Below are 14848 nucleotides of genomic sequence, written 5' to 3'. Positions count from 1 at the left end.
TGCTTGGGGCTTTTTTGTGTCCCGACGTCAGGTGGCGGTTACTGACTCAGGGCGTCATACACCACGTTGCCGTCGAACAGGGTGCGAAGTACCTCGGTTTCCGCTACCTCCCAGGGAGTTTCACCGTTCGCGACCTCAATGATGTTGCGGTCCAGAATGATCATATCCGCCCGCTTACCCACCTCGATGGAGCCGGTTATGTCATTCTGACGCAGCGCCCTGGCGCCGTTGATGGTGTAGGCGGCCACCATATCCGCAAAGTCCACACGCTCAGACTCGTTCATCACGAAGCCCTCCTCATTGGCCCGCAGATAGCCCTGAATCATATGGTAGAAGGGCAGTGGCTCGCGGGTGTCCACGGGGGCGTCGCTGCCTGCCGCCAGGTTAGCGCCGTTGGCCCAGACGGTTCGGGTAGGGTAGACGTTCTGCATCAGGTAGTTGGCCGGGTTGTAGAGGTCTTCCGGTTCCAGACTGTCGAGCTGGTCGATAAAGGGGTTGATGGTGAGATCGTAGAGGTACTCCGGCCAGATCCAGCCGTAGGTAAAGGCGGTGTAGATCCCCAGTTCCCCGATGCGAACCTGGTCATCCGGATGCACCACCTGCAGGTGAGCCAGCTGATGGGGCAGGCTTTCGGCACCCGCCACGTTCTTCGCCGCTTCCAGCGCGTTGATCGCCACCCGGGCAGCACGGTCACCAATGGCGTGGATATGGATGGTGTAGTCAGCGCCAGCCAATTTCGGCACGCTGTCCATCAACACCGCTTCCGGGGTTTCCAGCAGACCAAAGCTGATTTGGCACTGTTGGGGATGGTGGCCCTGCTCATCGATAAAGGCGGCCACTTCTGCGGCTTCATCGAACTGCTCCGGTTGCGCCCTCACTTCGGTACAAACGGCTCCATCCAGATCCACATACCCCAACAACTCAACGGTCAGCGCCTCCTCATCGAACTGGATGATCGGTTGCTCATAGCGCTCAAGCATGGCGGCGTTGGGCAGCGTCGGTGGGTAGGTAAAGGGGTTACCCTCAATTACGCCGTCGGCGAAAAACTTCACGGTGTCCGCCTTGATGTAGTCGTAGGGGTCGAACTCCGCTCGGGCTTTATCCAGGGCCGCAAACAGGGCGTCCTGCTCCGGGTACTCCTTGGCGAATGACTGGTAGTGCAGGGCGGCCGTGGCGCGGAAGGTCAACATATCCTGCTCAGCCATATAGGAGAGGATCTCGATACTGCCTGGCCCTGCTGCCGCATCCTGAATCGAGGTGATGCCGTAATAGTTCAGCTTGGCCGCCACCTCCGGCAGGATCGGCTTGTACAGCTCCAGGTCGTAATCCAGCAGGCTGGGGAAGTCGATCAGATCCCGGGCCCCTTCGGTCAGGTTGCCATCCGGTTCGCCCAGCTGGTCTACGCCGATATTGATCGCGTAGTCGGAAAAGTGCTCGGCGATGGTTGCCGCAGACAAGCCCACAACCTCTCCATCCGGGGATGTGGCCCGGGCCAACGCCACTGAGTTCGCGGCACCGTGGTGGCCATCGCTGCCCATCAGAAAGATGGCGTGGTCAGTGGATACGGCATCCAGAGCGGCCCGAATGGTGGGGTAGCGGGCATTGGGCTCACTGCCCACGAAGGGATTCCATTGGTACACCACCACATCGCTGCCGCTGGGGTACTGGTACTTATCGAAACACTGATTGAGGAAGGTCACCAGCTCATCCAATGAGAGCCCCTGGCTGTCCAGGTCACAAGCATCCAGCGCCACAATCCCGAGGGGGTGGATATGGATATCGTGCAGGCCCGGCATCGCCATCTTGCCGTTGAGATTGATAACTTCGGTGGTGGTGCCGATGTGCGCCTCAACCCCGTCAGCATCACCGACATAGACAAAACTGCCGTTCAGAATGGCGACGGCGGCGGCGACTTGTTGTCCCTCATCCACCGTGTAGATGTAACCGTTGGTATAGACAGTGTCCGCAGGCGTGTGCTGATAAGCGGTGTCACCGCCACATCCCTGAATCAGCAGTGCTGTGGTTACCGCCAGGCCGAGAGGCCAGTTGTGGTGTCGCATTGGATCCCTCCGATTGGTTCCACTGGTGAATGTTTAACCTAATCGGGTGTTTAGCATTAAGCAACAGGATTCCAGTTATTGCTGTAAAAAAAGTGGAAGGGTGGCGGTTTTATCAGGGTTTATTTTTAGGGGGTCGGAGCGGGTGGCGATTAAACTTAACAACTGGTTTGCACGCAGCGGATAGGGCAATGGGTGATACAATCGCTTGGCGTTCACTGTTTAAGGATGATTTGTGAATAAGCCGCCTATCCCCCCACACCTGATGATGCGTAAACAGCCCAAGCAACTGCGTACCCGCAAGTTGATCGAAACCATCTTCGCCTCGACCTCGGCGCTGGTAATTGAGCGTGGGTTTGCCGCGGTGAACACCAATGCGATCGCCAAACACGCCAATGTGGACATCACCTCGCTTTACCAGTTCTTCCCCAACAAAGAAGCGATTCTCTATGCCATTGCGGACCGCTGGCTGGAGCATGTCCGGGCGGTGTGTCAACGCTTTCAGGAGGAGGCGTATCAGGCGCTGGATTGGCGGGCGTTTTTCCTGCGTCTTAATCACGAGGTCAACACCATTCCCGAGCATGGCACCCACTACGCTTCTCTCAGCACACTGTGGGAAACCCTGCCGGAGTTCGCTGAGCTGGAGCGTTACCATCAGCAGTGGATTGTGGCATTTCTCTGCGGCGAACTGCGCCGGTTCGGGGCGACCGCACCAGCGCAGACGCTGCAAGAGCGGGTGCTGTATCTCTATCTGAGCACCGATGGGATCGCCGAAGTGATGGGCACCTACCCGGAGCCCACGGCCAGTGCGCTGCGACAGTTGCAGTACCAAACCTGGGAATACCATCTCGCGCCGTTATTGGATAAGCAATAAGCCCCAGTTCTGCCCGCCGCATGCGCGTTACCCTAACCTTCGATAAGTGGTGTCTCGAATTGGTAGCGTGGGTTTTGAGCCCACGGTTATGGTGCTTTGGATATGGCGCGGTCCGTGGGCTATAAGCCCACGCTACGAAGACACGCTACGAAGAGACAAAAAAACATCCCTTCCGTGTTGCCACGAAAGGGATGTCAGGGCACTTAAGAATTAAGCGTTTGTCGACCGGGGGATGATGAGCCCCGGCGACGCTGGCGACGTCAAATGGGATGATGACAGCCGGAGCGGATGAACTCCGGCACGAGTGTCGCCAGTTATCGCCTTACTTCTTAAGTTCGTGCGGCCACTCTTTCTCAACCCGCTCGGAGATGAACTGGTCCTTGTCGCCTTGCATCTTCTCCAGGTCCAGACCGGCCAGAGGCTGGGCTTTCGCTTTGGTGTCTACGGTAGTGATATCGAAGACATAATCCGGCGCGTACTTCGCCACCAGAACCGCTGCTTCAGCCAGCGCCGCATCGATGATTTCGTTGGACTTGGTCAGCAGACGTACCGCTTCAGCCTTGTTGTGAGCGTGGATACCGTGAGAGGCAGTCGCGCTGTCCCAGAACCACTGAGCGTTACGGATCTTGGTCAGCAGGCTGTTCATCTCGCCGGCCAGCTCGGTGCCCGCTTTCAGGGCGCCTTCGTAGTTGGCTTTGGCTTCGCCGATGCTCTTACCTTCCGCCAGACCTTCAACACCGTTGGCAGACCAGATGGCTTGCGCAGTGAAGTGCAGCTCAGTCAGGCGAGCGTCAGTGCCGTTCTCACCGAAGCGCAGCGCTTTGATCTCATCCTTGCGGCCTTTCATCATCGGCTCAAAGGACTCGGCGCTGTGACAACCCAGACAGCTGCTCGGCAGGTTGTTGGCGTCGAAGCGGACGTTGTGACGGGAGTACTCCATGCCACTTTCATTTTCCGCTTTCGGCATGTGACAGGTGGCACAGGTGAAGTCGAGGTGGCTGGACATCACGTGGCTGGTACGGTCAACCAGGTTTTCATACTCAGGGTGCTGAGTCTTCAGGTTCGGCGTACCGGAGATGGCGTTGGTCCAATCCTTGTAGCCTTTGTAGTCGAAGTAAGCCAGCTGGGCTTCAGCGGCAAAACCTTCATACAGACCGTCGGTGCCCTCGTAGCTCACTACGGAGGCGTAGTCGGTGTTCACACCGGGCACCCAGTAATCCCAGGGGTACTTCACTTTCTTGGAGTCGGTGCCATCGAAGTAGTATTCCACGTGGCACTGAGCACACACCTGGTTGGCCTTCTCACCGGCATCCTGAGCTTCGAAGGTGCGGCCGATGGCGGTCATGGCGCGGTCGGTGTAGGGGCGGGACAGACGGATCTGGTCTTCACCCAGCTCGTGACAGTCGGCACAACCGATGGTGTTGGCCATCTCATGGCCCCAGGTGGACCAGGAGTTGTTGGAGAAGTTGGCTTCGCCCACTTCGTCATACATGCGGGCGATATCCGGGGTCTTACAGCCCCAGCAGCTGGCGGGCATCGCTTCGCCAACCACCACGCCATCCACCAGCATCGGGCTGCCGGTACGCAGGGTGGAGATCACGTCGGTCAGGGCAAAGTGGTGACCACGGGCGCGGTTGTAGTCCTTGGCAAAGCCGTAGCCCGCCCAGGCAACCACCAGGTTCGGGTTCTCTTCCAGCAGGTCGGTCGGGCCGGCTTCCGGAGTATTCTGTTCGGTTTCTGCCCAGGAGGTGTGCTGCTCAGGGAAGGTTTCCGCCCAGTTGGCGCTGTTGTAGAAATCAATGGGCCCTTCAGAAGGGGGGATTTCGCAGCTGTTGGTTTCCGGGTTGAGTACAGTGCCTTCGCCACACTCTACCGCCGGCGGCGGCTCAACCGGAATGACTTCACACACATTGGTGTTTGGATTCAGTACGGAACCTTCGCCACATTCGACCTGGATGGTGTCGTCGTCATTACAGCCAGCAAGTGCTGCTGAAACCGCAACGGCTACCAGCAATTTATTCAGTTTCATCATATCCCTCTGCAAACTCTTGTGTTGTTAGCAATAGGCCCATTGCGTTAACGATTTAATCACCGGGATTTATTAAACGGCAACGCCGATAACGGCAAATAAATAAAAGTGTGAGCCGTGTAATATCAAATACCTCTTTAGAGGTATATCGAAAGAGGTATACCCAGTGAGATCGCACAGACAAACCTGATTCGAGGAAGATTTATCGACTCATATTCAGAAAGATGCAGTGGAATGATCTGGTTGGGCGGCAGGGACAACACCTCAGAAAGTGGGTGTGCAAAGGCGATTTAATCACTGTTTTTCCGATGTAAAGGCATCAGGTAAACCCGTTTTGAACCACCGGCTCTGATGGCTTTTTTCTTTTCAATAAATGAGAGTTTCGGGCCACGCCAAATATGAATTTAATCTAATTTAATGAATGCTGATTTTATTTCCGGGTAATCCAATCGATACCGATGCGAAGAAAATGAGAGTAAATAAACAAAGCAAAAGCAGGATAAGGAGGGAGAGTAAGAAGGCCCTCTAAATAAGCAAGGAATAAGGAAGTGGAGAGTGCCGGGTGCGCCGAGCGCGTGAGACAGGCAGCAGGACGCGCTGTGCCGCCATCCCGTTTGGTTATCGCTGCATCGGGGTTGCTGCCCTGATCAGAAGCAATTCAACCGAATCCCCTGCTAATGGCCCCTTTATACGGCGCACCTTCCGAACCGCCGGTACCCAACGGCACCATCGGATGGGATCCGGTTGCCGATTCAGCATAAGCTGCGTTGTTGCTGGGTTGTGATCCTGCCCGGGATCACTAGGATCGGCGCCAAAATTCGCCCGCAGTGATAAGAGGCCCCCAACGTGAAACCCAATCACGCCCTACATGAAGACCTGTTTGCCCTCGCCATCGGCATTCTGACCCTCTCCTTTGCCATCGTCCTGCTGAAGCAGGCCGGAGTGCTGGTGGGCGGCGTTGCGGGATTGGCGCTGCTGGTCAGCCAACTCTCCGGCTGGGGCTTCGGTGCGCTGTTCTTTGCCATCAGCGCCCCCTTCTACCTGATGTCCTGGTTTCGTATGAGCCGGGGCTTCACCATTAAAAGCCTGGTTACGGTTGGACTGGTGTCCTGGCTGACCGACCTGCTGCAACACACCATTGTGATTCAGGGGCTGACGCCGCTGATGGCGGGCGCCATTGGTGGTGTACTGTGTGGCGTGGGTTTGCTGGTGCTGTTTCGTCATCACTCCAGTGCTGGCGGATTTAATGTGCTGGCCCTCTACTGCCAGGAACGCTTTGGCTGGCGGGCCGGTTACCTGCAGATGGGGCTGGACCTGATGATTCTGCTGGCCACCGCGCTGCTGTTCTCTGTGGAAACCCTGCTGGCCTCCACCCTCTGTATTGTGCTGATGAACCTGGTGCTGGGCTTTAACCACCGTCCGGGGCGCTATGTAGCACAGCCGGGGATGGCGTCATCCTGATGACGCGTAAAGCGCAGAGTAAATGAAAAACGCCACCGTAAGGGTGGCGTTTTTGCTTTGGTGGGTTGGTTGGATGGAGAGATGGGCGCCGCATTGGCGGCAGCAACCAAAGGGGCGTTGCCCCCCTGGACTCCCTTTTGCCTCCCTGCGGTTTGCGCTGCGCGCAAGCCCTCGAAGTCGGCGAAAGAACGGGTGGGTTACTCGTCCTCGGAGGGCTGAATTTGCCACAGCTTCCCGTGGGCCAAAGGCCCACGCTACGCGAAACTCCGCCTCTCCGGTTCAGGATGCTGATCTTGCCGTAGCGTGCTGCCTGTGGCGCACGGACTGAGCTACCTAGCCGCCCCAGAACAGTCCGATTACCTGCTGAGTGGTACGAACGCCGGGTGGCGTAAATAACCAGGCAAAGGCCAGCCCGTTAAGCAGAACCGTTGTCCAGAAATTGAAGCGGAAGAGGGGCTTCTGAGTCTTGTGTCTTAGGAATTGCTGGGCCAGCAGGGCACCTGGCCAGCCGCCAAGCAGGGAAAACATATGGAGCGTGTTTTCCGATACTCTCCAGCGGTCATTTTTGGCGGCGTATTTGTCCTCAGCGTAGGCAAAGAAAGTGATCACGCTGGCGACTAGATAGAGCACAAGAAAGACCGGATGGAGATGGCTGTAGAGGACAGCCGCGACCACGCCGCCCAGAAACAGCAGTGACAGCACAATGGAAAAGAGCTGTGGTTGGTTCCTCTCCCTTTTGACCAACCGCTCACCCGGGAGGGTGACCTCGCTTGCACGGTGGCGCCCCTCTTTGTCTGTTGCAGGGGTATAAGTCACCAGTTGGCCCAACTCGGGCCGACCAAGCCTTTGGTTCAATGCGGTGATGTGCAGAAACACCCTATCGCCGCCACTGCAGGGTTCGATAAACCCATACCCCTTGTCATCATCCCAGAAGGTGACTTTCCCTTTTATACGCATCGTCGACACAATCCCTTGCCTAACGGAAGCCCTATAAGCGTTATACAAAGCCCGATGTATGACCTCAAGGCGCTCGCCTCAATCTCTGTATCTTTAACCGCCAGAGCGAAGTAATAAAGCGGTGAAGAGGCTTATTGGTGATTGAGGAGTGGATAGGGGGATTGGGGGTGTCTTCGTAGGGATGTGGAGAGGGGAATTTGTAGAGTTGTGGATGCCTGCGGCATGAGGGTTTAGTGGGGTGGAGAGATGGGCGCCGCGTTGGCGGCAGCAACCAGAGGGGCGTTGCCCCTCTCGACTCCCCTTTGCCTCTCTGCGGTTTGCGCTGCGTGCAGCCCTCGAAGTCGGCGAAAGAGCGGGTGGGATATTTTGATGTGTAAGGCTAGTATCGCCCCATTCCAGCCGTTCAGAAGCTCTGCGATAACTCCTAAAGCAGGTGTGCCGTAGGCGTCACCTGGATTTACTTGTTAAGTTCAAAATTGCACGAACCTTCGTCTATCTGGTACCAGAGGACAGAAATATCAAGTGTGTCTAAGCACTCAAGTAGCTCTGTATTTTCTATTGGGCCAGGTAAAACCATCCACTTCTCAATACCCTCTGAGCCAGCAGAATGCATACATAGCTGGCCTACAGCAGTGTAAATAGATTGAGTATCAGTTGCTGTTTTTACCTCGTAGATCCTTTGAAGTTCACCTGCTGTTTCGAGTGCTAAGTCTATTTTTTGTGTGTTGTATGTGAAGCTATTTTTTACAGTGCTTTCAACATATTCTTTGAGCTCATCTACGACAAGTCCGTGATTGACTGTAGCCTCAACAACTTTTCTAGCCGTTAGCTTTTTCTTACCATTGAACTCTGAAGAGAAGAACTTTGCTTTCTTTGCAGTGACTTCTTTGCTCTTTATCTTCGAGAGCTTTGTATTGAGAGAGGTTACAACATAAGGTTTGATTTTGACCCATAGATCACTGTCATTTAGTTTTTGGAGTTCATCAAAAACGTGTTGATTTGAAGAGGATAATTGCTGAGGGTTACCATCGTCATCCTTCCAGCCTATTCGGTTATTCTCTAAGTGGCTATCAAAGTGATCTCTCAAATTCTTAAGGCTGTTTTTGAACTCTTCTTCAGTCTTTCCAATACCAAATGTGTTATAGAACTTTGAATATGCTTCTTTCCATGAAGCTGCTTTCAATGAGGCTGGCGGGCTGTCTGTTCCCATCCTTGATAAGAAGTATCCTACTTCTATCAGTCCTTTTTCTAGATTACTACTCATATCTCTCTTTTGAACTTAACGCTCCGCTAAGCGGAAGCAGTTTGGTTGGCTAAAATCAGCGAGGCACGAGCAATGGCCAACCGAACGATTTCGATCCGCCTGCAGCGGTTTGTTAAGTACGCTCTGGAAGCGGATACTTCAGCCGCACATCTTTAGTTTGAATTTCTCTTGGCCCCTTCGTTGGGTCATGAAAATACCAAATATTAAACTTCCGCTCGTTTGGCCTTGTGTCATGTCGTAAAGATTCCCAGCCAAGGTGACTAGCAACATTGGATGCTACTTTAAGTTTCGCAGGCGAGCTCGCTTTCCCCTGGAATGCACTCATCACTGAGCCAAGTAGAAAATCAGCGATTTGGATTTGCTCAGATTCTTTCGAATCCTTGGTTACAACAGCTCTGATAGGGACATTACCATTGAACTCGTTTTTGAGCATGCTATTTGCAATCTTGTGAAAGGCTTCATCAGCCTTTTTGTATCTCGAGGGCAATGGATCGACTTCAATCCTGAACTCACAGTCACGACTGGGATGAGCTCTATTAATTGCGTTGATTTTTGTCTGTATCAACTTAGTAAAATGCTTCCTCATGGCTAAATCATAATCACCGCCATGATATTTCTTATCAACTACACCCTTGCGAACGACAATACAGTGAAAAGCTAGCCACTGGTGCTTGAAGAACATATCAATTAAGTCTTCATAGAAATTGGCATAATGTTTCTTATGTGCTTTTTTCCATTTTATCTCACTGTCATAATTGTGCTGTTCTCTTAGCTCTCTTATTAATCGAGCAAAATCTCCCCTTCGTTGGTATTTCATCCAAAGGGAACCGAACCCATAGTACGCTTGGCCGTCGACGCCCGACTCATCGCAGGCTACATGCCAAATCAACTTTCCATTCTGCATTCAACCTCCGAATTGTTGGGCCTACTTGGCACTTAACTGGGTATTAGTGCGAATTCCGAATAACAGGGTGAAAGTGAGAATTTGCAATAACACCGGCGAAAGTTCGCCCAAGCTAGCAAGTGTTCTTTGTTCAATCAAGTGATTAGGTTCTGCATCGGTCGTTCTCTTGGTGAAACAGAGTATCCACCCGGTGAAAGTGCGCCATCACTCGTGAGTGACCGCTCCTGGCGCCATTCCAGCCATTACTTATCCTATTTGGGTTTACCTATCCCCAAACAACTCCCCAATAATTTCCCCAACCTGATAACTCCGCTTTGCCGAAAGCCGCTTTAATGGCAGTTCCGCTATTTCACAAACGGATTCCACCAGTGCATCGCGCTTTTGGGTTTTGCTGCGTTGATGGCTGTTGTCATCCAATTCGATGGCCAGGGTGATTTCGGTGGTGCGGCTGTCGCAGAGGACAAAATCAAAGTGCTTCTGGCTGACTTTTCGAAAGGCGCGGATCCAGTCTTTGCTGCCCTGTTTATGGTCGGGTTTAACCACATCGGCGATACGCACTTTGGCAAAAAGTTGGTAGTGACTATCGCTCTGGCTGGCGTTGAACTGGGTAATGGCGGTTTGCAGTACGCCGTAGAAGGATCGCTCCGCCGGAGTCAGCAGTGGACCCCGTTTGATATAGCGGGAGGGGGCAGGGCGGTTCAGGTAGGCATTCAGCCCGGATAGCAGCACCAGCAGCAGCCCAAACAGAATCAGCCATTCCATGGGCAGGTCCCGTTATTATCTCATTAGGGCATCCACTCTATCCGGTTCAAGATTTCCCTTAAACGGTTGAATTCGGTTCTTTTTTGGCTTCTGAGTGAAGTGTGGGCGGGGTGGCAAGGGGCGTTCGAATGGGGCTTGGAAAGCCTAAGAAAAAACGCCTTTTTATCGGGTATCGGATAAGAAGGCGTCTCGTTTTTAGTGCATCCACCTGAGCATAGAGGGGGCGATTCAGGACTTTCCAAACAGCTTGCTGATCATCCCCATAATGCCCTGGGGGCCACCGGCCAGTTCCAGCAGGCTGCCACCGCTGCTGGCGCTGTCCAGAATGGCGGGGATCGCCTGGGTCAGTCCGGCTTCGGCGTCCGCCTGCTGCAGCCCCAGTTGGCGGGCAAAGCCGTCGATCTTCTGCTGGCCAAACACCTGGGTGAGTTGCTCGCCTGAGATGGGGGCGTTGGCGCCGTCACCGAGCCAGCTTTGCGCCAGTTCCATCAGGCCAGCGCCGTTCAGGCTTTCCAGTATGCTGCCAAGGTCGATGCCGCTGCCGTCAGCATTACCGCCCAGCAGGCTGGCGAGGGCGCCGATGATGTCATCCTGGGCCAGATGGCCCGCGTTGGTGCCGCTTTCTGAAAACAGTTGGGCACCCAGTTTAAGCAGTTGTGCCATGTCCATAGGGAGTCTCCTAACGTCGGACCGCCTTCAAGCCTAGCTGAGTCTGTCGATTTAGCGCTCTCTTTGGGGGTGGGCTTTGATGGAGGCGTAGCGTGGGCTTTCAGCCCACGGCTGACTGTGCAGCTTACTGGCACAGTTGGTGTGGGTTGCGTTCCGCTGTAGGAGAGGAAACAAAAAAAGGGCACCGAAGTGCCCTTTGACGGAGGTTAGGAAAATCAGAACGCCAGCTTGGCCTGACCGTACACGAAGCGACCGTACGGGTTATCCAGGTCGGAGATGCCGCCGGTGTCGTTGGAGCCGTCGATGGGACGGTCCTTGTCGAACAGGTTGTCTGCGCCCAGGGTCAGGGTCAGGTTGTTGAAGCCAACGTAGTTGACCCGCAGGTTAAAGGTGGTCATGGAAGGCACCTCATCCTGGAAGCCGAAGTACTGACCGTAGTAGTCGTCGTAACGGCCACGGTAGACGATGCTCATGGAGGAAGCCCAGTCACCGTAATCCCAGCCCAACTGAGCGGTGTTGCGCAGACGCGGCTGCTGCCAGGTGCCTGCCCACTCTTCGCCTTCCACCTCATAGCTGTCGAGGTAGTAGGTGCTGTTGTTGAGCGACAGCTCACCAAGCGCGCCGAGGCCGATGATGTAGTTCAGGCCCATGTTGTAGCCGGTAACGCTGCGGGAACCCAGGTTGGTGGAGAAGGTGTGGATCTCCAGAATCTCACCGGGGAACGCGCCTTCAGCCGGGCCACGGATAACCGCGGTGCCTTCCGGCAGCTTGCCCGCTTCTTCCAGACGCAGGATCTCGGTGGCGCTCAACTTCTCGATACGATCCTTATGCTCGATGTTGAAGTAGTCCAGCGTCAGGCTCAGGTTGTCCACCCAACCGATGCTGTCAAAGTCCAGCACGATACCGGCGTTGTAGGAGGTGGAGGTTTCCGGATCCAGGTCCGGGTTACCGCCGCTCACCAGACGGGTCTGCACGCCACCACAGTCTTTCGGGGTGTTCGGGTAGCTGTCGTCGTCCGGGTTACAACGCTGCGGGTCGGTGACACGGGTGAAGCCGGTGCTGGCACCGTCCAACTCATACAGGTTGGGGGCACGGAAGCCTTCGGAGTAGGACGCACGCAGCATCAGACCCGGAGTCGGGGTGTAGCTCATGGCCACTTTCGGGGTGGTCTTGGTGCCGAAGTCGGAGTAGTCCTCAAAGCGACCGGCCACCTGCATGTCCCAGTAACCGAAGTCGTTGTCCATCAGCGGGATGGCGAATTCCACGTAGGCGGAGAATTGGTCACGTTCGCCGGCCGCGTCGGAGCCACCGGTACCTACCAGGTCACCGGACTTCAGGTTGTCACTGGAGATGTCCTGCAGTTTCTCTTCGCGGTACTCCAGACCAGCCGCCATGCCCACGTAACCGGCCCACAGCTCAAACAGTTCGCTGTTGGAGATGGTGAAGTCAGCACTCCAGGTGGTGTAGGTGGATTCCTGGAAGGTGCTGGCGCGCAGGTAGTCGGCCATCTCGTCGGAGATCACGTCCAGCGGGTTCAGCCACTCTTTGACGCCGTCGCCGTTGAGGTCCACGCCTTCGTTCAGGGCTTCGGTGGCGCGAGAGGCGGACACCATGTTGCCGGAGCGGTTCAGGGTGTAGGACTTGTTGAACACGATGCCAGTGGAGTAGCTCCAGTCATCGAACAGGTAGCCGTCCAGGCCCACCAGTACGCGGTAGCTGTTGCTCTCTTCGTGGGTGGTACGCGGGCCCACTTCTTCAAAACGGCGGCGGAAGGTCAGTTCACTGCCGTCGTAGTCGGCGCCGTTATCCCACACGCCGTCGCCGGAAGCGATCTGGTCGTAGATGGGGTTGTTTTTGTCGATGACAACGCCATCGTTATCGGCAAACCAGGGGGCCGGGGCGGATTGGTAGCTGCTCTCGGAGTTGGACAGCAGAGTTTCCACCTTGAAGATGTGGTCGGCGTTCAGCTCGTGAGTCAGGTTGGCCATCAGGCCCCAGCGCTCAATCTCAGGCAGTACGCTGTTCACCGGCATGTAGTCATAGCTGCAGGTGCCTTTGCCGTTGTTCTCGGAGCAACGGTCGGAGGTGGCCTTGTAATCGCCACCCGGTACCCAGACGGTGCCCGCCGGAGTGGCGGAGCTGGAGAAGTCGAAGTAACCGTTGTTGGCGCTCAGGCCCAGATCGGAACCCAGAATGCCGTCCCGCTTATATTGGGACACCATCATGGTCAGGCTGGTTTTGTCGTTGGCAACACCGGCGAAGACGCTGTTCTCGATCTCGTCCATGTTGGAGCCATCGGTAGTGGTGCCGTAGCGAGTGCTCAGCTCCACGCCCTCGTAATCTTTACGCAGGATGATGTTCACTACCCCGGCGATGGCGTCGGAGCCGTAGATCGCGGACGCACCGTCACGCAGGATCTCAACGCGCTCAACCGCAGCCAGCGGAATGGTGTCGATGTTAACGAACATCTCGGCGGTGCCGGTCATGGTCGGACGGCCGTGCGGCGCCATACGGCGGCCGTTCAGCAGGGTCAGGGTGCTGCCCACACCAAGGCCGTTCAGGTCCACACCGGAGGCGGCACCGGCAAAGCCGTTGGTTTGACGTACGTCCTGAGTGGACTGGTTGGCAGGCACCTGCTTCAGCAGGTCAGCGATGTTGGAAACACCGGATTTTTCAATAAAGTTGCGATCGAGGATCTCCACCGGCGCAGCGGATTCGACGTCGGTACGCGAGATGCGTGAACCGGTTACCTCAATACGTTCTACATCGTCTTTTACTGCCGGGGCTTCTTCAGCCACTGCAGTGCCAGCACTCATCCAGGCCAATGAGCCCAAAGTGGTGGCGAGTAACCCTTGGCGTACTGCTTTGGATACCGATGATTCCATTGCCATTACATTAACTCCCTAACGTCCGCCCCGAACCGGCGGCCACTTGTGATTATTTTTATCCCAGAAGCAACACAAGTCGCTTACATGCCGATACTTCATGTAAAGCAAGGTTGTGTCAACTAAGCCACTGTTTTAAAAGATTTAAAAAAGTAGCAAAAACGTAAAAGTAAAGTTTTTCAAATGGGATTTGAGAGGGGCTTGGCCGTAAAAATGGGCTCTTGGCGGCTGTTGGTCGTTAACATTCGGTTCAGGAATAATTTTTGATTGATTTTGGTAATGACGTCAAAGAAATCCGGGTCGCACAGAGTTGCAACAACTGGCGGTCGCTGGCAGGGAGCGGATGGGGGAATGTTATCGGTTGAGGGGAAAGGTAAACGGGTTGTCTGGCTGGGGGCGCGAAAGCGCAACAGCATCCTGAACCAGAACGCGGCTGTGACGATGAACAAGCCCGGCTATCTCCTCCGCACTGCCGGTGAGCTGGCCCTGACGCCAGTGGCTCAGATGGGTTTGATAGAGGCCTGCGATGGAGAGCGCCACGGCACGCTGTGGCACCTGCCACTGAACATCGGGAAACGCCACATCCAACCGTTCGCTCAGGTGACGGATTAACGCCTGCTCAATCTGCTTCAGGGCGGGCTCTCCGTCAGCTCCCAGGGTGTCGCCAAGAGAGCGATGCATCGAACGCTGACCCTCAAAGCGGGCAAACATCGCCACCAGTGAGGGGGGCGCCTTACTGTGTTGCCAATCCTCCGGGCTGTTCAGTTCGCTCAGAAGCGACGCAAATCGGCGTTGGTGCAGGTGGGTCAGAATGTTGAGCTTGGCACTGAAATGGCGATAGAAGGTGCTGCGGCTGACGCCCGCTTCGTCGATCAACTCCTGAATGGTGATGTGCCGATATTCGCGCTGACCCAGCAGCGTCATAAAGGCGTTCAGAATGCGGTTTTGGCTGGTCATGGAAAGCGGGAAACACCGATGTAAAGACA

General features: G+C 55.3%; 11 protein-coding genes. 2 read left to right on the top strand and 9 right to left on the bottom strand.

Annotated elements, in window-relative coordinates:
• Positions 1–38: 38 nt before the first annotated feature.
• Positions 39–2060 (bottom strand): amidohydrolase, encoded by a 2022-nt coding sequence (locus KUV52_RS01805; RefSeq protein ID WP_222524225.1) that lies wholly within the window; start codon positions 2058–2060, stop codon positions 39–41.
• Positions 2061–2292: 232 nt separating this feature from the next.
• On the opposite strand from KUV52_RS01805, the gene KUV52_RS01800 reads away from it, so the two are divergent.
• Entirely contained in the window at positions 2293–2931 is a 639-nt protein-coding gene (locus KUV52_RS01800) for a TetR/AcrR family transcriptional regulator (protein WP_222524224.1), read from the top strand.
• 322 nt (positions 2932–3253) lie between these two features.
• Here the strand turns inward: KUV52_RS01800 and KUV52_RS01795 are convergent, their stop codons facing one another.
• Positions 3254–4960 (bottom strand): ammonia-forming cytochrome c nitrite reductase subunit c552, encoded by a 1707-nt coding sequence (locus tag KUV52_RS01795; RefSeq protein ID WP_222524223.1) that lies wholly within the window; start codon positions 4958–4960, stop codon positions 3254–3256.
• 846 nt (positions 4961–5806) lie between these two features.
• On the opposite strand from KUV52_RS01795, the gene KUV52_RS01790 reads away from it, so the two are divergent.
• Complete coding sequence (locus tag KUV52_RS01790; protein WP_222524222.1) at positions 5807–6421, top strand: YitT family protein; 615 nt, start codon at positions 5807–5809, stop codon at positions 6419–6421.
• Between the two features lie 333 nt (positions 6422–6754).
• Here the strand turns inward: KUV52_RS01790 and KUV52_RS01785 are convergent, their stop codons facing one another.
• The 7 genes from KUV52_RS01785 to KUV52_RS01755 form a co-directional block, all read right to left on the bottom strand.
• Positions 6755–7378 (bottom strand): DUF1294 domain-containing protein, encoded by a 624-nt coding sequence (locus KUV52_RS01785; protein WP_261389851.1) that lies wholly within the window; start codon positions 7376–7378, stop codon positions 6755–6757.
• 457 nt (positions 7379–7835) lie between these two features.
• Complete coding sequence (locus KUV52_RS01780; protein WP_222524220.1) at positions 7836–8642, bottom strand: hypothetical protein; 807 nt, start codon at positions 8640–8642, stop codon at positions 7836–7838.
• A gap of 112 nt (positions 8643–8754) precedes the next feature.
• A complete protein-coding gene (locus tag KUV52_RS01775) occupies positions 8755–9546 on the bottom strand; it encodes a DUF3800 domain-containing protein (RefSeq protein ID WP_222524219.1) in 792 nt (263 codons plus the stop codon).
• A 261-nt stretch (positions 9547–9807) separates the two neighbouring features.
• On the bottom strand, positions 9808–10308 hold the full coding sequence (locus tag KUV52_RS01770) for a DUF2726 domain-containing protein (RefSeq protein ID WP_222524218.1): 501 nt from the start codon (positions 10306–10308) through the stop codon (positions 9808–9810).
• 228 nt (positions 10309–10536) lie between these two features.
• A complete protein-coding gene (locus KUV52_RS01765) occupies positions 10537–10977 on the bottom strand; it encodes a YidB family protein (RefSeq protein ID WP_222524217.1) in 441 nt (146 codons plus the stop codon).
• Positions 10978–11192: 215 nt separating this feature from the next.
• Positions 11193–13868 carry a TonB-dependent receptor plug domain-containing protein gene (locus tag KUV52_RS01760; RefSeq protein ID WP_222524216.1) on the bottom strand — a complete coding sequence of 892 codons (2676 nt, stop codon included), beginning with the start codon at positions 13866–13868 and terminating at the stop codon, positions 11193–11195.
• 348 nt (positions 13869–14216) lie between these two features.
• On the bottom strand, positions 14217–14819 hold the full coding sequence (locus tag KUV52_RS01755; protein ID WP_222524215.1) for a TetR/AcrR family transcriptional regulator: 603 nt from the start codon (positions 14817–14819) through the stop codon (positions 14217–14219).
• Between the last annotated feature and the right edge of the window lie 29 nt (positions 14820–14848).

The sequence above is a fragment of the Ferrimonas balearica genome (genome assembly GCF_019802055.1).
GTDB lineage: Bacteria > Pseudomonadota > Gammaproteobacteria > Enterobacterales > Shewanellaceae > Ferrimonas > Ferrimonas balearica_A.
The sequence above is the reverse complement of the archived record's forward strand: the minus strand, read 5'-3'. Positions and strand labels throughout refer to the sequence as shown.

Coding starts and splice junctions, on each gene's coding strand:
- KUV52_RS01770 (WP_222524218.1), bottom strand. CDS start 10,308: ATGGAATGGCTGATTCTGTTTGGGCTGCTGCTGGTGCTGCTATCCGGG.
- KUV52_RS01785 (WP_261389851.1), bottom strand. CDS start 7,378: ATGCGTATAAAAGGGAAAGTCACCTTCTGGGATGATGACAAGGGGTAT.
- KUV52_RS01780 (WP_222524220.1), bottom strand. CDS start 8,642: ATGAGTAGTAATCTAGAAAAAGGACTGATAGAAGTAGGATACTTCTTA.
- KUV52_RS01775 (WP_222524219.1), bottom strand. CDS start 9,546: ATGCAGAATGGAAAGTTGATTTGGCATGTAGCCTGCGATGAGTCGGGC.
- KUV52_RS01760 (WP_222524216.1), bottom strand. CDS start 13,868: ATGGCAATGGAATCATCGGTATCCAAAGCAGTACGCCAAGGGTTACTC.
- KUV52_RS01805 (WP_222524225.1), bottom strand. CDS start 2,060: ATGCGACACCACAACTGGCCTCTCGGCCTGGCGGTAACCACAGCACTG.
- KUV52_RS01765 (WP_222524217.1), bottom strand. CDS start 10,977: ATGGACATGGCACAACTGCTTAAACTGGGTGCCCAACTGTTTTCAGAA.
- KUV52_RS01755 (WP_222524215.1), bottom strand. CDS start 14,819: ATGACCAGCCAAAACCGCATTCTGAACGCCTTTATGACGCTGCTGGGT.
- KUV52_RS01795 (WP_222524223.1), bottom strand. CDS start 4,960: ATGAAACTGAATAAATTGCTGGTAGCCGTTGCGGTTTCAGCAGCACTT.